At 54.9% G+C, this 15,719-nt stretch carries 17 protein-coding genes and 1 tRNA gene; 8 read left to right on the top strand and 10 right to left on the bottom strand.

Annotated features, from left to right (window positions below; genetic code table 11):
• Positions 1-46: 46 nt before the first annotated feature.
• A complete protein-coding gene (locus AC1Q8Q_RS10915; protein ID WP_020800380.1) occupies positions 47-1,330 on the bottom strand; it encodes an NAD(P)/FAD-dependent oxidoreductase in 1,284 nt (427 codons plus the stop codon).
• A gap of 183 nt (positions 1,331-1,513) precedes the next feature.
• Here AC1Q8Q_RS10915 and AC1Q8Q_RS10910 point away from each other — a divergent pair.
• Both AC1Q8Q_RS10910 and AC1Q8Q_RS10905 read left to right on the top strand, forming a co-directional pair.
• Positions 1,514-1,590: transfer RNA gene (locus AC1Q8Q_RS10910), tRNA-Val, on the top strand.
• 282 nt (positions 1,591-1,872) lie between these two features.
• On the top strand, positions 1,873-2,760 hold the full coding sequence (locus tag AC1Q8Q_RS10905) for a TIR domain-containing protein (protein WP_492615065.1): 888 nt from the start codon (positions 1,873-1,875) through the stop codon (positions 2,758-2,760).
• A 403-nt stretch (positions 2,761-3,163) separates the two neighbouring features.
• Here the strand turns inward: AC1Q8Q_RS10905 and AC1Q8Q_RS10900 are convergent, their stop codons facing one another.
• Together AC1Q8Q_RS10900 and AC1Q8Q_RS10895 are read right to left on the bottom strand one after the other, a co-directional pair.
• A complete protein-coding gene (locus AC1Q8Q_RS10900) occupies positions 3,164-3,982 on the bottom strand; it encodes an HNH endonuclease (RefSeq protein WP_492615064.1) in 819 nt (272 codons plus the stop codon).
• Between the two features lie 54 nt (positions 3,983-4,036).
• Complete coding sequence (locus AC1Q8Q_RS10895) at positions 4,037-4,648, bottom strand: recombinase family protein (RefSeq protein ID WP_492615063.1); 612 nt, start codon at positions 4,646-4,648, stop codon at positions 4,037-4,039.
• 521 nt (positions 4,649-5,169) lie between these two features.
• On the opposite strand from AC1Q8Q_RS10895, the gene AC1Q8Q_RS10890 reads away from it, so the two are divergent.
• Positions 5,170-5,472, top strand: a complete 303-nt coding sequence (locus AC1Q8Q_RS10890) for a hypothetical protein (protein ID WP_492615062.1) — start codon at positions 5,170-5,172, stop codon at positions 5,470-5,472.
• 668 nt (positions 5,473-6,140) lie between these two features.
• On the opposite strand, the gene AC1Q8Q_RS10885 is transcribed toward AC1Q8Q_RS10890, so the two are convergent.
• Together AC1Q8Q_RS10885 and AC1Q8Q_RS10880 are read right to left on the bottom strand one after the other, a co-directional pair.
• Entirely contained in the window at positions 6,141-6,992 is an 852-nt protein-coding gene (locus AC1Q8Q_RS10885) for a hypothetical protein (RefSeq protein ID WP_492615061.1), read from the bottom strand.
• A 419-nt stretch (positions 6,993-7,411) separates the two neighbouring features.
• Complete coding sequence (locus tag AC1Q8Q_RS10880; RefSeq protein WP_492615060.1) at positions 7,412-8,368, bottom strand: tyrosine-type recombinase/integrase; 957 nt, start codon at positions 8,366-8,368, stop codon at positions 7,412-7,414.
• A 597-nt stretch (positions 8,369-8,965) separates the two neighbouring features.
• Here AC1Q8Q_RS10880 and AC1Q8Q_RS10875 point away from each other — a divergent pair.
• On the top strand, positions 8,966-9,160 hold the full coding sequence (locus AC1Q8Q_RS10875; protein ID WP_020799087.1) for a hypothetical protein: 195 nt from the start codon (positions 8,966-8,968) through the stop codon (positions 9,158-9,160).
• 63 nt (positions 9,161-9,223) lie between these two features.
• On the opposite strand, the gene AC1Q8Q_RS10870 is transcribed toward AC1Q8Q_RS10875, so the two are convergent.
• A complete protein-coding gene (locus AC1Q8Q_RS10870) occupies positions 9,224-9,976 on the bottom strand; it encodes a carbonic anhydrase (protein ID WP_168757681.1) in 753 nt (250 codons plus the stop codon).
• Between the two features lie 181 nt (positions 9,977-10,157).
• On the opposite strand from AC1Q8Q_RS10870, the gene AC1Q8Q_RS10865 reads away from it, so the two are divergent.
• Complete coding sequence (locus AC1Q8Q_RS10865) at positions 10,158-10,613, top strand: DUF2214 family protein (RefSeq protein ID WP_168757682.1); 456 nt, start codon at positions 10,158-10,160, stop codon at positions 10,611-10,613.
• Between the two features lie 95 nt (positions 10,614-10,708).
• Here the strand turns inward: AC1Q8Q_RS10865 and csrA are convergent, their stop codons facing one another.
• Positions 10,709-10,900, bottom strand: coding sequence for a carbon storage regulator CsrA (csrA, locus tag AC1Q8Q_RS10860; protein WP_008057174.1), 192 nt, complete (start codon positions 10,898-10,900; stop codon positions 10,709-10,711).
• Positions 10,901-11,151: 251 nt separating this feature from the next.
• On the opposite strand from csrA, the gene AC1Q8Q_RS10855 reads away from it, so the two are divergent.
• The gene (locus tag AC1Q8Q_RS10855; protein ID WP_492615068.1) at positions 11,152-11,517 is read left to right on the top strand and encodes an SPOR domain-containing protein; all 366 of its coding nucleotides are present in this window, start codon (positions 11,152-11,154) and stop codon (positions 11,515-11,517) included.
• A gap of 71 nt (positions 11,518-11,588) precedes the next feature.
• Here AC1Q8Q_RS10855 and AC1Q8Q_RS10850 read toward each other — a convergent pair whose 3' ends face one another.
• From AC1Q8Q_RS10850 to AC1Q8Q_RS10840, 3 genes are all read right to left on the bottom strand, one after another.
• Positions 11,589-12,278 carry an endonuclease gene (locus tag AC1Q8Q_RS10850; protein ID WP_492615059.1) on the bottom strand — a complete coding sequence of 230 codons (690 nt, stop codon included), beginning with the start codon at positions 12,276-12,278 and terminating at the stop codon, positions 11,589-11,591.
• A gap of 4 nt (positions 12,279-12,282) precedes the next feature.
• Positions 12,283-12,573, bottom strand: coding sequence for a DUF1654 domain-containing protein (locus tag AC1Q8Q_RS10845; RefSeq protein WP_033041211.1), 291 nt, complete (start codon positions 12,571-12,573; stop codon positions 12,283-12,285).
• Between the two features lie 135 nt (positions 12,574-12,708).
• Positions 12,709-13,797: an asparaginase gene (locus AC1Q8Q_RS10840; RefSeq protein ID WP_492615058.1), complete on the bottom strand. Its 1,089-nt coding sequence runs from the start codon at positions 13,795-13,797 to the stop codon at positions 12,709-12,711.
• A 326-nt stretch (positions 13,798-14,123) separates the two neighbouring features.
• Between AC1Q8Q_RS10840 and AC1Q8Q_RS10835 the strand changes: the two genes are divergently transcribed.
• Complete coding sequence (locus AC1Q8Q_RS10835) at positions 14,124-14,555, top strand: hypothetical protein (protein ID WP_492615067.1); 432 nt, start codon at positions 14,124-14,126, stop codon at positions 14,553-14,555.
• Positions 14,556-14,715: 160 nt separating this feature from the next.
• Positions 14,716-15,672, top strand: coding sequence for a sugar ABC transporter substrate-binding protein (locus AC1Q8Q_RS10830; RefSeq protein ID WP_020799079.1), 957 nt, complete (start codon positions 14,716-14,718; stop codon positions 15,670-15,672).
• The last annotated feature ends 47 nt before the right edge of the window (positions 15,673-15,719 follow it).

Raw genomic sequence — 15,719 nt, 5'->3', positions numbered from 1 at the left:
AATAAAAAATGCCCGTATCAGCAGATACGGGCATTTTTTTAGCGCATTAGAACCCGAGTTTGTCGCGCAATCCGTAGTACCACGCACCCAGCGCAGCAAACGGGGTGCGCAACAGTTGCCCACCCGGGAACGGGTAGTGGGGCAGGTCGGCAAAGGCGTCGAAACGTTCTGCCTGACCGCGCAATGCCTCGGCCAGGACCTTGCCCGCCAGGTGCGTGTAGGTAACGCCATGGCCGCTGCAGCCCTGGGAGTAATAAATGTTGTCGCCCAGTCTTCCGACCTGAGGAAGACGTGACAGGGTCAGCAGGAAATTACCGGTCCAGGCGTAGTCGATTTTCACATCCTTGAGCTGCGGGAACGCCTTGAGCATCTTCGGACGTATGATCGCTTCGATGTTCGCCGGGTCTCGTGCGCCATATACCACGCCGCCGCCGAAAATCAGGCGCTTGTCGCCGCTCAGGCGGTAATAGTCGAGCAGGTAGTTGCAGTCTTCCACGCAATAGTCCTGGGGCAGCAGGCTTTTCGCCAACTCATCGCCCAAGGGTTCGGTGGTAATCACCTGCGTGCCGCAAGGCATCGATTTGGCCGCCAACTCCGGAACCAGGTTGCCCAGGTAGGCGTTGCCCGCCACGATAATGAACTTGGCCCTGACTTTGCCCTGTGGCGTGTGGACAACCGGGCTGGCGCCGCGTTCGATGCGTACTGCCGGCGACTGTTCATGAATGGTGCCGCCCAACGACTCCACGGCCGCCGCTTCGCCCAGCGCCAGGTTGAGCGGATGGATGTGCCCGCCACTCATGTCGAGCATGCCACCGATGTATTGATCGCACGCCACGACCTCGCGGATGCGGCGCTGGTCGAGCAACTCCAGCTGCGTGTGCCCGAATCGCTCCCACAAGCGCTTCTGGGATTCCAGGTGGCCCATCTGTTTGGGGGTGATGGCGGCAAACACGCCGCCGTCCTTCAAATCGCATTGGATGTTGTACCTGGCCACCCGATCACGAATGATCCGCCCACCTTCGAACGCCATCTGCCCCAGCATCTGGGCCTGCCGGGGGCCGACACTGCGCTCGATCACATCGATATCGCGGCTGTAGCTGTTAACGATTTGCCCACCGTTGCGCCCCGACGCACCGAAACCCACCCTGGCCGCTTCCAGCACCGTCACCCGAAAGCCGTGCTCCAGCAGGAACAACGCCGAGGACAGTCCGGTATAACCGGCGCCGATCACGCAGACATCAGTCTCGACCTCGCCTTGCAAAGACGGGCGCGGCGGCACCGCATTGGCCGATGCGGCGTAATAGGACTCTGGGTAAGGGGTGTTCGCCATCCTGCAGCCTCTGTTTAATAAATTTAACGATTGCGTCGATCCTACCCGAGTTGAAAAACCGCCGCCAGCCACCGGAAAATCTTCTTCGCCGCAGCAAAATTAAATATTTTGCATATTCATAGGGTTAGCTCGAAAAAAGGTGTTGACACCCTCCCGGAATTCCGTAGAATGCCGCCTCACAGCAGGCACGTAGCTCAGTTGGTTAGAGCACCACCTTGACATGGTGGGGGTCGTTGGTTCGAGTCCAATCGCGCCTACCAAAAAAAATCCGCTCTGCTGGGCGGTCTAGAAGGGCTCACCGAAAGGTGGGCCCTTCTTTGTTGTCTTTGATTTCATGCAGAACGTTCACAAAATATCGGGTTCGTTCACACTGGGCAATGTGAACGTTGGCGATAGCTTGTTCCGGGGCTTGATTCTTCTACTTATCGAAGATGAGCGGGCTTTGAAAGGCTTGGTGCTTTCCAGTGTTTCAAGCAATATGAAGGACGGCAACACCTACTGAGTGGCCCATAACTACCCGATAAGAAGCAGAGGAAGTGCGAATGGCGGAAACGGAAGTCCCCCCAAAGGTATTCATTTCATACTCGTGGGAAAGTGACGCTCATAAAACTTGGGTAAACGCTCTGGCTGAGAGACTAACCAAAAACGGCGTAAACGTTCGGCTTGACCAATGGCATATCGCTCCCGGGCAAAGCCTCACTCAGTTCATGGAGGTGGAAGCACAAAATTGTGATTTCGCCTTGATCATATGTACGAAGGACTACAACCGAAAATCTTTGGCACGAGCCGGTGGTGTTGGTTACGAACAACAAATAATCACCGGGCGGATTTCTGCCGGCTTGGACAGGGGGTGTTTCATCCCCATAATCCGAGATGGTGAATTTACTCCCGGCCCCGACTGCTCAATACCCGGCCAATTTTTAGGAATCTATGCCATTGATATGCGGTACGAGGACAAGCTGGAGCAGCGGGTTGAAGACTTGCTACGGGCAATATTCAAGCAGCCCGCCCTGACGCAACCTCCAATAGGACCGCGACCAACATTTGCAACAGTGCTCCCCCCCGAAAACGTTGCAAAGCCCAATCAGCGGTTAGCCGTATTAGAGATTGACGGTTGGCATCTCCTTAGCGGGGTAGCTAGCAACGAACGGTGGCCTAAATCATTCCACATCCCAGAAGAGTCAGAGCGGTACAGCCTCGTGATAGGCGATAGCGTTAAGCTTCAGTTCGAGTTCGCGCTATTCGATGAGAATGGTGGTGACGAACTCTTTGGCGAAAGAATGTGGGTCGAAGTCAAAGGCTGCTCTGGCCCTTACCTTATGGGCGAGCTGCAAAACACCCCGGCTTGCTCCGATGAACAAGACAACCTTAGCGCGGGAGATATCGTGATATTTCTTCCAGAGCACGTCGTAGACATTTGGGGAGACTGAAACCCAGCAATCAGCGCCCTACCAAAGCAAGGATGTGTTACTTCGACTGCTTGCAATCGGCCAGTCGACGCTGGCTGAACTTAATATAGGCGACGGTGGTCTTGCGCTTATGGCGTTGCAGCGAGCTTATCCATATGAGTGATCAAGAGCATTTCTCCGCAGAGCGCATACCCCGCCGCCAAAATTTCCGTTGCACTTCGATATCGGTTTGGTTCGTTGTCTGGAAAAAGTAATTCTGGTGTTTTTGCCTGACCTGCTAAGCCATGTGGGATGGGGCCAAAAGAGCGCCGCCAAAATCGATAAATAAGTTCCAGCTTGCCCTGTAGCTGCTGATCATACCGACAGACTGAAAGCGACCTCATGCAGACGTTCTGATGAGTGCTGGATCCCAGATTTAGCTCGGTTAGCCGTAGTGCGCTCGACGATGGCAATTCGGGCAGATTGCTATGGCGTTATCGACAGTATCCTCGCCACCATCAGCAAGTCGTATCCGATGATGCACCTCCAAGTATGGACTACCATCGGATTGGCGGACGAAAGGTGCTGGCGATTTGCACTGCTCACACGTTCCTGCTGCTCGCAATAGCACTTCCGCAATAACATCAGCATTCCTTAGAAAAGCAGTTGTGATCACTTCAATCCGAGTAGGGAGTTTTGGTGCAGCCGCAAGGCGATGCTTTCGATCTTTCGGGCTGCTCTTAATGGCTTTGGCAACTGCCTCGTCTTGAGCCTCTCTAAGTGTGGGTTCGGGAATTGGACTCATAGGCAAATTGACAGTGATTTGCCTGAAGAATCCGCCATCGTGTCTCTGAACAGGCGTTCTGCTCTTGCCTTCCCAACCAATGACTACATGCCCGAGCGAGCTGCTTGAAATCAGTTCCATCCTAAAGAGTTTAGCGGGACGCTCATAAGCCCCCCGTTCTATGTCAAAGCTGCGATGTGCTTCGCTTGACAGATCATAGGTAGTGCCCTCGCGTTCTACGCCCAGTACTCGATACACTCCCCAGACGACGTCATGGACAATAACCACCACTGCTTTAATCAATGGCTTCGAGGGGTCGGTATAGTCGTACTTAGAGCCCACAGGCTGCATATGCGTGTATTCCTCGATACTGCTGCCTCTCCTCATAAGCGCATCGACTATTTGGTTTGAGTGCCGGAGTAACATCACATTTTCAGTAGCGACATTAGCTTCGCTAGCTATGAGGTCAGCGAGGATCATGAATAGTCTCCAGGAGCCGAGTTGAACAATCAGTAGGACCGGAGCAGCAGGATGTTAGGCTGCCTTCACACGCTGGACCGTGGACACTGCACACCCCACAATCTCGGCGGTCTTGCGGATGCTCTTACCTGCATCTAGGCATTCTTTGATACGGTTATGAAGGGCCAGATCGACCTGTCGGCCTTTGTACACCTCTCTGGCCTTTGCCTTCTCGATACCCTCAGCCTGACGGCGGCGACGGTCTTCATAGTCCTTGCGTGCAACCACAGCGAGCATATCGAGCAACATTCCATTAACTGCACTTATCATTCCCTTGGTGAAGTCATCTTGTCCTTGGGGTGGCTTCAATGCGGCGTGGCTGGTAGCCAAGTCGAGAGATACCACTGTGACTTTCTTGGCTGCGATGATGGCCTTCAGACTCGTCCAGTCATCGGGAGACAATCGGGACAGCCTGTCCACCTGTTCAATCAGCAGTACATCACCATCATGGCTATCGTTCAGCAAGCGAAACAGTTCGGCACGGTCGAGCTTGGTCCCTGATTCGTTCTCGGTATAGAAGGCAGCGATCTTATGACCATTGTCAGCAGCGAACTGAATCAGAGCGCCTTTGCCACGACTAGCGTCTTGGGAGTCGGTAGAGGCTCGTAGGTAAGCACGGATGAACATAATGATAAATGCCTTGTACCGTTTTGGATGTACCGATTTTATCTGTGCTCGTTAGAGTTGTCTATATGCGTATTCGGTACACCCATAGGACGCAATTTTGCCGTGCTCGTTGACCTATACGCAATTAGGTACACTAGTGATACAGAATCAGTCGCGTCGGAAAATCTCCCAAAGCACTTGGTTACCAGCCGGAGTAAGTGAGGCGTTGATAAACTCGGCTTCGTCACTACTCGTACCCGTTACCAAGCCCCTGCCGAGCAACATCCTAAACGTCGAGGCATCTTCCTTGGTAATCCTCGTTTTCCTGCCTTCGTGAATTGCGATCAAAAGCCTTTCCTCCGTCACAAACATACGCATAGCAGTATTCCTTGCGTTCTCTGGAGCTGAATTGGTGAGGAAGCAGCTCCGTCCTGTGGTGGTGAGTATGTATCTTCAGGGGGATGCTAACTCACCTTGACCCTTTGCACTTCTGTACAATGCGGCAATCTGATATCGGAACGCCGACAGGCAAGGAAGTAGGCATGAAGCATCTGGTCATTAAGGTTGTGAGCTTTTTCGCATGGGTAGGTATTGTCTTCAGTGTCATTGGCGGTGCCATCATAGGCTCTGGAGCAGGCCACGAAGTCATCGGTGCAATACTGGGTTTTCTGGTTGGCTGCTTCGGTTCGGGCATTTGGTTCCTACTGGTGTCGATGCACGACAAGCTCTCGATCATTGCAGACGCAGCCAGTGGTCATCATTCTTCTATTAGAAAAGCACCAAATCTCGCACCAGAAGAAAAGACACCGGGGTGGTTGGATGTAATTTCAGGGGGTAAGCCATAAAGACCAATACCATCCCAGCTCCACTGGGTTGTTCGCACCGAAAGCGGCAAGCGTTCAGTAGTTCATGCTGTAAGGGCGGGTCACCGCTGACCTGACGGTCGAATTGCTTACCAATAACAATTAATCACAAATCCAGCTCTTGCCTTTGATCTTGACTATGGGTGCAGGATGGTTAGCGACAGCTAACGATGGTATCTGGACAAGCTTCGCTTGACTGGTTGCACCACAAGGCGGTCAGCCTTCAGGCTTTGGGGATGATATTGTATATCATTCATCCCCTTCCATATCTGTGGAATCAATCTGTAAGCAACGCTTACACGGAGTACCCGCCATGCTCCGCATCAAGGTCAAAAGCTGCTAGTTGCGCATGCTGTACGGCAGTACAGATTGATACCTAGCTCAACAAAAACTAATAAAACCAATCCAGATGAGCTTGCCGCTCTTGTTGGTACGGTGCAGAGAGATTCAACGGAGTTGATAGGATAGCCCCGTGTCGCACCGACACCGTGTGATCCATTTCATTTGGAGGGTATTGATTATCATCAATACATATCCCCTCCTAGCACCTCAAAGGTTGTTCTCGCTGACCTGTCGGTCATGGTGCGTGCCGTCCAATGTCCGACCCTATACATATGGTGGGCGCTGGTCGGACACGCATGTGGCAGGAGTCAGTTGGTTGCTGCCAGCCATCCCTGAGACTCAACGAAATCGAGGAAGTGATCAGCACCAGTAGGCTCTGGCATCTGGCGCCTATCCTCCGTGCTCCGTACCGATGGTGCTTCATGGTCTGGAGTGCCCTGAAGTGCATTTGTGGCCTTGGTTGTGCGTTCAAGGAGCGTAGCAGTCGGCTCTGTTCCGAGTCCGCTGACAAGCTTCAGGATGTGCTGCCGAGCAGCATACGCTTGCTTTCGTTGAGCCAAGTCAGCACCTTCACTGTCATCTGAGGCACAAACAGCGTGGAGCTCCATGAATTCGTTGACGGCTTCATCGACACGAGCCATCAGGCTCAATGCTGACTGTTCAAGGAGCAGGCGACTTGCAGTAGGTGCTTGGTCATCGACCCAATCCATAACGAAAACTGGTCGGGTGCTGTTGCAGGTGGAGCGTTCACGCACCTTCTCTTTGACACGTCTGATTACGCTGGAATCAAAGGAGCTCTCATAGCGTCCTTCCACAGTGTTCCACTTGCAGCCGTATTCTTCGTGCAGAATGCTCCGGAGCTCATAGTCTTTGACTCCTCGTGCGCGAATTGCGAGCTCGTATACGCGACTCACCGACTTGTTCAGTGGGGTGGCGATTTCCTTTGGTACATCTTTCACAAGCAGTTTTACCTTACGCTCAGGAAGCCCAGTGGCTGCCATGATTGCAGCGTAAGACTTTCCCTCACGACGCAGCTGTACCGCCAATTCCTCTGGCGTGGACGCAGTGGTGGTCGGTGCTTGTGGGGTGGGGGCTGGCGCTTGAGCGTGCTCGTCATTGGCCGAGCTGGCAGGCAAATTCAAAACGGATGGATGCTGCATTCATAATCTCCTCTAGTTCATTCTCGATAGGCATTCCTCTCGGGTTGTGCCGGTTTAGTTTTGTGAGTCCCAGACACAACGAAGCCTCCTTACAAGGGCACCAATTCGGTGGTTGTAGTGGAGGCTTCCAAGTTGTCTGTCTACCTACTGGGTAGGCGGAGAATTATACACGATTTCGATGATCGGTCAAGACCGGACTTGACAAGCTAGATTTCGCCAAAAACCAGTTTCATGGTGAGGAACGCCTTTTGCTTAGTCCAGACAGCCATGTAAGCCCGTAAACACTAGACGAAACGGATGTGAATGTTTGGAGCAAGGCGAATCCAGTGCAGGTTATGCTCGGGTTATCGATGGTTTCTGACGAGTTTTCGGGGTCGCCAACCTTCAGTTAATCGAGGCTGGCAGCCCAATCCGATTGGTCAATCAATAAGGTGCAGTACATCTCTGACGTTCAAGTGGGAGTAACGCGCTACGGATCGAGTATCTCTGTGCCCCGATACAATCATTATCTGGGCGTTATTGAATCCCTTCTTGGCCACATTGGTGATGCGCGTGTGCCTGAGTTGGTGCAGTCTGACACTGCTGTCCAATCCCGCCTTTACACGTGCCAGACGCACAGCCTGTGACACCGCGTGTGGAGTGACAATGAAGAGCAGATCGTTGGGGTGACGCTCCACAGTGGCCCATAGTTGGGCGAGTTCGAGAATCTCGACGGCTCGGAGGGTGAGGGGAACTGATCGTGTACCGTTTTTCCCGTCGATCACATCGGCAATACGATCTTTGAGATGTAGGCAGTCTTTCGTCAGCTTCAGGATTTCTGATCGCCGCATGGCAGTCTCGTATGCCAGCTCAACAATCAGCTTCATGGTTGGAGACAATTTCGCCAGCAACCGCTCAAGCTCGCTCGCACGGATCACCTTGTCAGAAGAGCGGTCAGGCTTGGGGAGTGCAATGTCGCTGACTGGGTTGTGGATGTCGATCAGTAAGCCGCGTTTCGCGAATCGGTAGAATCGGGACATAAAGGCAAGCTGCGTCCTGCACGTGGAGGGCTTTACCTTCTTCAATCGCATGATCTTGAAGTCATTGATCATCTGCGGCGTGATGTCGTGAATGGGCTGCGTGAAGTGTCTGCCCAGATGCTCCACGATCTTCAGTGCGTGCTCATAGCTGCCTTTCCCTTTGAGCATCATTTCGCAGTAGGTCATGCCCAGTGTATAGATGGTGTGATACTTGTGATCCACCGTCACGGCTTCGAGCTGCTTTGTCCATGACTCGGCTTCAGCTTTGGTGTTGAAGGTTTTGGACTGTGGAGGTTTCCCTTTAATCCGTACCTGAGCATTCCAGTTACCAGACGGGAGTGAGCGAATGTTGGCCATTATTGACGCCTCATGATGTGAATGGGCGTTCTGTAGAAGCCAAGAGCACCAACGCTTGCAGCTTGCTCAAGCAGACATTGACATGGTGGGGGTCGTTGGTTCGAGTCCAATCGCGCCTACCAAACAAAATCCGCTCTGCTGGGCGGTCTAGAAGGGCTCACCGAAAGGTGGGCCCTTTTTTGTTGTCCGGGATTTGAGCTGTGGTTTCAAAACTCGCACCCAAAGCGCCAAAGCGCCAAAGCCCCAGGCATTACTGAACTGCTTCAGCCCCGCCAAGCCGCAATGAAAACCAATTCGTCTCGCATTGAACTGCCTGCAACCAATTGCATCAAAGCAGGACAGGCAACCGGACTATTCGTGGGTTCACTGAGGCGGGAGGGTAATGATGGGGAGGCGGGCAATGATCAAGTTCTTTGCGGCTTACCTGTCCATTTGCCTCTTGCTGCAATGGACGATGGTCGAAGCGTCCTCCTGGATAGCCAGCCACGTGCTGCTGCGGTGGATTTTGTAGTGGCCCATCTGCAAGTGACGGCCGTCCCTTGCTACTGCAATTCAGGCGTAATATAGGCAGTGTTATCTCATCTGAAGGAGTCGCATATGATCTCCGACCAAATGAACAGGCAGGCGTCCGATCACAAGGCTGTGTGGGATCAATATTTCTGCGCCGCGTTGATTGCCGAAAGCCATCTAACGGCGCCCGTTGTCGGCGCGGTCACGCATGAAGACCGGCAGAATCTGTTGATTGAAAGGGCCAAGGCGCTCGCGGACAAGATGATTGAATGCAGGAAATAACCTGAGCCCAGCCTTCGCGCTGGGCTCTTCACATCGGCTACATGGCAATGATGGCTGGACGATTCAGGCAACCAGTTCGACTTTACCTGTCGCCAGGCGATAAATGCCCCCCACTATTTTCAGCTGGCCCTTGCTGAGCGCATCAGTCAGCAGGGGCGTGGCTTGCTTGAGGCGTTCGATCGAGTTCTTGATGTTTTGCACGGTCGCGTTTTCCACCAGGTCACCTGGACGACCTTTGACCTGCTCGACAGAGGATTTGAGTGCATCCGTCAGTGCAGGGATCTTCCCGGGGAACACCGTGTGCTCCTTGACGGCTTTAACGCCAGCCTCGATGGCGCCGCAGCGCTCATGGCCCAATACCAGGATCAGCGGTGCGCCGAGCACGGCCACGCCGTATTCGAGGCTTGCAAGGCCTTCGTCGGTGACGAAGTTGCCGGCCAGGCGTACAGCGAAAAGATCGCCCCGAGCGGTATCGAATGCGTATTCCGGGGCGATGCGCGAGTCAGAGCAACTCAGCACCGCCACGAAAGGGTTCTGACCGGAAACCAATGCTTCTCGTTCATCCTTGAAGTCGTGCGTTTCGGAATTACCGCTGACATAGCGTTCGTTGCCCGCCATCAACCTTTTCAGGGCCTCATCCGGGCTGATGACGTTTTTGGGTTTTGGAGGGGCGGCGGTTTTCTCGGCTGCCTGGATTATTGAGCTCGGCAGCGCACCGGCCAATAGCAGGGCGCCTGCTCCCAATCCGGCAAGGCGAAGGAAACGACGACGCTCGTGGGTAGTTGCTGTTGAGTTTGAATCACATGATTCACACATGATGTTGTTTACTCAGGTCACTTCGGTGGGAATGACAGCGGTTGGGGAGTGCCTCGAAGAGCCTCGGCACTGGAGTGTTGGAGTCTAGTAGACCTGTAACATTATGTTTTTGCGGCAAACCCCGGGTTCATGAACTACTACTGACAGGCTGATTCAACTTCGTCCTTACAGGAGTTTCCCGATGCTGACTCACTGGTTGCTCGCAGCGATTCATCTTTTGGCGTTTGCGCTTGGATTCTGGGCTGTCCTGGTGCGTGGCACGGCTTTTCGGCGCCTGGCTGTCGGCGCAGGCGAGGCTCGTGATGTATTGATCGCAGACAACATATGGGGCATTTCTGCCCTTGTCTTGCTGGTTACCGGCGGCATGCGGGCCTTTGGCGGTTTCGAGAAAGGCACGGATTACTACCTGAGCCAGCCGTTGTTCCATCTCAAGATGACGTTGTTGGTGGTTATCCTGCTACTGGAAATTGCGCCCATGGTGACGTTGATCAAATGGCGGGTTGCACGGTCGCGTGGCGCGGCTATCGATACCTGGCGTGCAACGCTATTTGCACGAGTCAGTCATATCGAGGCGGTGCTGGTGTTGCTGATGATGGTGGCGGCGAGCGGGATGGCGCGGGGTTTCACATTCGGCTGACAGAAAGTGAAGGGAAAGCGCAGGCGTGTTGCGCTGGAATCTTTAGCCAGCCGTCGTTGCGGGGCGAACGGGCTGGCTACTGACTACGACAGGATTCAGGTTTGTGGCTTTTCCGGAGCGGTCAGGCCGGCCTGAATGCGCTGGTAAATTTCTTCGCGATGCACTGCGACGTCTTTGGGGGCATTGATGCCAATCCGGACTTGCTGGCCGCTTACGCCCAGGATGGTGATCGTAATGTCATCACCAATGTTTATGCTTTCACCGACTTTGCGGGTGAGTATCAGCATGGTCTTCTCCTTGATTGCTTCGTGGGGCACCTGATTCGGACAGTGCAGAGGTCGGTGTTATGTATAGATTAGTGCGAAGTCTCACGGTTTGGGTGCCTCTTTCTGACGCGCAGATACAGCATTAATTCCCAAGGTGTAACTATACAGAGGCCGTCACTATCATTCTCGTTGTTTTGCGCCCATTTTACGGCACTCGCGAAGTATTCATGAATGCTAAAATCCCCCGCTTTAAGCATTCAGAGGGAAACGCTGTGCGCAAAATGGTCTTGGCAATCGCGGTATTGGCTCTGGCGGGATGCGGTGAGGGCAAGCGCGAGGAGGCACCAAAGCCGCAACCTGCAGCGGCGGCGACGTCGGCGCAGGTGGCGGGGCCACAGTGGGATCTCGAAGTACGGGGCGAAACGCCCCAGGCCGTCAGCGATCTCAGCGGCTGGCTGATCGAGCACAGCTTCATGTCCAACGTGGTCAGGGAAAATGGCAAGACTCGCATCCTGATGGGGCCTTACAACTCCAGGGCAGAAGCCGATGCCAAACAGGCGCAGGTAAATGCCGCGCTCATCAAGGCGAAGAAACAGAACATCGAAGTGCTGGTGCTGGAGCGCCCGACGGCTCAGTAAGGGCCCAGCCGGGCGGCTAAAAAAAAAGGCTTGGGGTGTTCAACCCCCAGGCCTTTTTTTACCGCTGGCGCTCAGCCGCAGGCTTTCATGTCGACCGGGCCGACGAACTCGTTGCCGCGCCCCATGACACACGCCACGCTCTGGTTGCGCTGGCGTTCCCAGGCTTGCACCGGGTAGGTCTTGTCCCACGCCTGGTACAACTGCTGGTCCTGTTTCGACAGGCGCAAACCATATTGCTTGCTCATGTAGAAATAGGTTCGGGCGATCATGCCGCGAATGGACGGGCGGGGCATGACTTTCTTCGCCTTGAAGTCGATCTGGGTCAGGCACGAACCGTATTGGCCCGATTGCTCCGGTAGCCAGCCGAAACTGAAGTTGCTGCGGTCACCATTAACCTCGCCAATGCTGGGCACCAGGTTGTGCAGGTCGGCTTCGGCCTTTTGGTAGGTCGGGTCGTATCGCGTACAGTTTTTACGCCCGCCCTCCTGCCAGCACTGGCGCTGATGTCCGATTTGCCACGCCGGGACAATGTGTTCCCACTCGATGCGGGAGGCACGCTTGGCGTTTTTGCGTGGCACATACCCGCACGCCGCGAGGTTCACTTTGTTACCGGTGTATTTGCAGCCGCAATAAAACTCGGTGGACTGCGGTGCATACAGCTTCCAGGCGACTTTCTTGGCCTCGCTGAACGTGCGTGGCGCATCAGCCTGGGCCCCCATCGCGAACAACAGGAGCAGCAGGACAAAACAACGGACACTCATCGACTCAGTCTTCCTTCGGCACTACCCAGAAAATCTGCACACCACCATCGTCGCGGTGGGCGAGGGTGACGTTGTCGTTCTCGTCGATTTCTTCGAGCAGGCGTTCCCATTCATCCACGGGCTCGTCTGGAAGGCGGAAGATCAGGGCTGCCCTGGCTTTTTGAGCGGTTGGGCCGTTGATGATTTTCTGAACGCGCAGGCCCATGCGTACATAGGTGTCTGGTGAGGCGGAGGTGGTGTCCACAGGATTATCCTTATTAAGCTGTACGTGCATACAGTATTTAACTGTAGGCATTTTCGCAACTGCTTAAAATTCAAGAGAATCCTCTGACAGTGTTTTTTGCCGATTGGTGTAGGAGCAAAAGAGTTTTTTTTGTCAGGCGGGAGTGATGAGAGATGCCCGACCGGAGTCGGTCGGGCGAGGGGCGAATCAATATTCCCAGAACATCCGTTGCAGCTCTTTGCTGTCATTGGTCTTGGTCAGCGCGACCATCGCCAGGATTCGGGCTTTCTGCGGGTTCAGGTCATGCGCCACCACCCAGTCATATTTGTCGTCAGGCTGTTCGGCGTTACGCAGGACAAACCCACCGGCATTGACGTGGGAAGAGCGGATGATCTGCACGCCGTCCTTGCGCAGGGCCTGCAAGGCAGGCACGACCCGGGAAGAGACCGAGCCATTGCCGGTGCCGGCATGGATGATGGCCTTGGCACCCGACTGGGCCAGTGCCTTGTAGGCGGTGTCGCCGACGTTACCGTAGGAGTAGGCAATTTCGACGTCAGGCAAGCTCTGGATGTTCTTGATGTCGAATTCCGAGTCCATGGTGTGGCGCTTGGACGGGAGGCGGAACCAGTAGGATTTGCCTTCGACCACCATCCCGAGGGGGCCCCAGGCGCTTTTAAACGCTTCGGTCTTGATGTTGATCATTTTGCTGGCATCGCGACCCGACTGGATTTCGTCGTTCATGGTCACCAGCACGCCCTTGCCACGCGCGTCCTTGCTGCTGGCCACGGCGACGGCGTTGTACAGGTTCAGCATGCCGTCGGCGGACATTGCGGTACCCGGGCGCATGGAGCCCACGACAATGATGGGCTTGTCGGTTTTTTCCACCAGGTTGAGGAAATAGGCGGTTTCTTCCAGGGTGTCGGTGCCGTGGGTGATCACGATGCCATCGACGTCCTTGCTGTCCGCCAATTCGGCAACACGACGGCCCAGTTGCAACAGGTTGTCGTTGGTGATGCTTTCGGAGGCGATCTGCATGACCTGTTCGCCGCGGACATTGGCCAGTTCGCTGAGCTGCGGTACCGCGGCAATCAATTGCTCGATGCCGACTTTCGCTGCTTGATAGGTGGCGCTGTTGGCGGCGCTGGCGCCTGCACCGGCGATGGTGCCGCCGGTCGCCAGGACCACGACATTCGCCAGTTTCTGTTGGGTTTCGACTTCTTTTGCCTGAAGGGCGGCGGGCACGAGCAGCAAGAGGGCCAATGTGCCCGGAATAAGGTTTTTCAAAGCAGATGTCATTATTTTTCTCTCTTGTAGTGACGGTGCTGATGCAGGTTCATCTAGATGCGCCCCAAATGGATCTGAATACGTGGGGTGCAGGAGAAAAAGCACGACCCGTACCAGTTACAACCGGAATCAGAAAAAATTCGTAACACGTTGATTTGTTTATAAATTTAAACAAGTGGTTGAGCGGCGATCTTCCTGTGTTGTCCGGCTTTCCGACTGTGCGTGGATTTTTCATTCGGCTTTCCGAAAAGGATTTCGATTCCCCTTTAAATATCGGCGTTAAAGAAACCGGTCGGCAGGTCGATGCTTCAGTGAAGAATCATCTACAGGGAGTTCACATGTCGTTGACGGTCGGTTTGCCACATTCAGCGGTTGTTAATATCGGCGGGAAATCAGCGGCTGCCGTCGACACCTTGAGTGACACGGCATCGGTGCAGCAGTCCGGTGAGCCCGTGCAGGATGAAAAGCCTGTCCGAATGGAGCAGGGCGCGCAGGCGAGTGAAGACGCCGAAGGCGCTGGCAGCCAGCAAAGCGTTGCGGCGCAATTGCTGCTCAAGCGCATGCAGGAACTGCAAGAGCAACTGCGTGAGCAACAGCAACAACTGGCGGCTGCCCAGGCCGCGTCTTTTCAGTCTGAAGAGGCCAAGGCCGTGGCCGTGATGGCGCTCCAGTCACAGATTGCTGATACGTTGTCGGCATTGATGCAGGTGGCCGCCAGCCTGGCAAAAGAGTTGACTGGTTCCGGCAGTATTGTCAGCACTACGGCGTGACCTTGTGTGCTGGTGGCTATACGCGCAACCTGCGGACGGGGTATGACGGCCGTTGACAAATTCCGGCAAGATTCGCATAGTCAGGGTTCGCAAACGTTTGCGACATCTCTATATGCCGCCCCGACGTTGCTCACAATAATCATAAGATCGGAGTGAACCCATGAAGCTGCCATTCGCTGGACGTCTTCTTGCTGTCGCAATACTGGCTGGCGCAACCGCCACGCTGCCTGTTTCTTCGGCGTTCGCCCAAACGCCTGAAAAGCCAAAAGTCGCGCTGGTGATGAAGTCCCTGGCCAACGAATTCTTCCTGACCATGGAAGACGGCGCCAAGGCGTATCAGAAAGATCACTCCGACGAGTTCGAGCTCATCTCCAACGGCATCAAGGACGAAACGGATACGGCCAACCAGATCCGCATCGTCGAGCAAATGATCGTGTCGAGGGTCAATGCGCTGGTGATCGCGCCCGCTGATTCCAAGGCCATGGTGCCGGTGATCAAAAAAGCCGTCGACGCCGGCATTACCGTGATCAACATCGACAACCAGCTCGACCCGGCCGTGGTCAAGAGCAAGAACATCAGTGTGCCGTTCGTAGGCCCGGATAACCGAAAGGGCGCGCGCCTGGTGGGTGAGTACCTGGCCAAGAAGCTCAAGGCCGGTGACGAAGTAGGCATCATCGAGGGGGTGTCCACCACCACCAATGCCCAGGCCCGCACCGCAGGCTTCAAGGATGCGATGGAGGCGGCGCAGATCAAGGTCGTGTCCGTGCAATCGGGCGACTGGGAAATCAACAAGGGCAACCAGGTGGCGTCCTCGATGCTCAGCGAATACCCGAACATCAAGGCCCTGCTCGCCGGCAACGACAGCATGGCGGTGGGCGTGGTGTCTGCCGTGCGTGCCGCGGGCAAGGCTGGCCAGGTCCAGGTGGTCGGTTACGACAACATCAATGCCATCAAGCCGATGCTCAAGGATGGCCGCGTCCTAGCCACCGCCGATCAGTTTGCCGCCAAGCAGGCGGTGTTCGGCATCGAGACCGCGTTGAAGATCATCAAGGGCGAGAAAGTCGACAGCGGCGCCAACGGCGTGATCGAAACTCCGGTAGAGCTGGTTACACAGTAAATTTCCGGCGACGCAATGGCGCTCGCCATCCCTGCGAGCGCATGGAG

The organism is Pseudomonas sp. GW823-FHT06B06 (assembly GCF_058795195.1).
This window is presented reverse-complemented; position numbering and strand designations above follow the sequence as displayed.

Excerpts from the sequence above, each read along its gene's own strand:
- AC1Q8Q_RS10905 (WP_492615065.1), top strand. The coding sequence starts at position 1,873 with ATGGCGGAAACGGAAGTCCCCCCAAAGGTATTCATTTCATACTCGTGG.
- AC1Q8Q_RS10900 (WP_492615064.1), bottom strand. The coding sequence starts at position 3,982 with ATGATCCTCGCTGACCTCATAGCTAGCGAAGCTAATGTCGCTACTGAA.
- AC1Q8Q_RS10890 (WP_492615062.1), top strand. The coding sequence starts at position 5,170 with ATGAAGCATCTGGTCATTAAGGTTGTGAGCTTTTTCGCATGGGTAGGT.
- AC1Q8Q_RS10850 (WP_492615059.1), bottom strand. The coding sequence starts at position 12,278 with ATGAGTGTCCGTTGTTTTGTCCTGCTGCTCCTGTTGTTCGCGATGGGG.
- AC1Q8Q_RS10875 (WP_020799087.1), top strand. The coding sequence starts at position 8,966 with ATGATCTCCGACCAAATGAACAGGCAGGCGTCCGATCACAAGGCTGTG.
- AC1Q8Q_RS10840 (WP_492615058.1), bottom strand. The coding sequence starts at position 13,797 with ATGACATCTGCTTTGAAAAACCTTATTCCGGGCACATTGGCCCTCTTG.
- AC1Q8Q_RS10885 (WP_492615061.1), bottom strand. The coding sequence starts at position 6,992 with ATGCAGCATCCATCCGTTTTGAATTTGCCTGCCAGCTCGGCCAATGAC.
- AC1Q8Q_RS10870 (WP_168757681.1), bottom strand. The coding sequence starts at position 9,976 with ATGTGTGAATCATGTGATTCAAACTCAACAGCAACTACCCACGAGCGT.
- AC1Q8Q_RS10835 (WP_492615067.1), top strand. The coding sequence starts at position 14,124 with ATGTCGTTGACGGTCGGTTTGCCACATTCAGCGGTTGTTAATATCGGC.
- csrA (WP_008057174.1), bottom strand. The coding sequence starts at position 10,900 with ATGCTGATACTCACCCGCAAAGTCGGTGAAAGCATAAACATTGGTGAT.
- AC1Q8Q_RS10895 (WP_492615063.1), bottom strand. The coding sequence starts at position 4,648 with ATGTTCATCCGTGCTTACCTACGAGCCTCTACCGACTCCCAAGACGCT.
- AC1Q8Q_RS10830 (WP_020799079.1), top strand. The coding sequence starts at position 14,716 with ATGAAGCTGCCATTCGCTGGACGTCTTCTTGCTGTCGCAATACTGGCT.
- AC1Q8Q_RS10915 (WP_020800380.1), bottom strand. The coding sequence starts at position 1,330 with ATGGCGAACACCCCTTACCCAGAGTCCTATTACGCCGCATCGGCCAAT.
- AC1Q8Q_RS10865 (WP_168757682.1), top strand. The coding sequence starts at position 10,158 with ATGCTGACTCACTGGTTGCTCGCAGCGATTCATCTTTTGGCGTTTGCG.
- AC1Q8Q_RS10880 (WP_492615060.1), bottom strand. The coding sequence starts at position 8,368 with ATGGCCAACATTCGCTCACTCCCGTCTGGTAACTGGAATGCTCAGGTA.
- AC1Q8Q_RS10845 (WP_033041211.1), bottom strand. The coding sequence starts at position 12,573 with ATGCCTACAGTTAAATACTGTATGCACGTACAGCTTAATAAGGATAAT.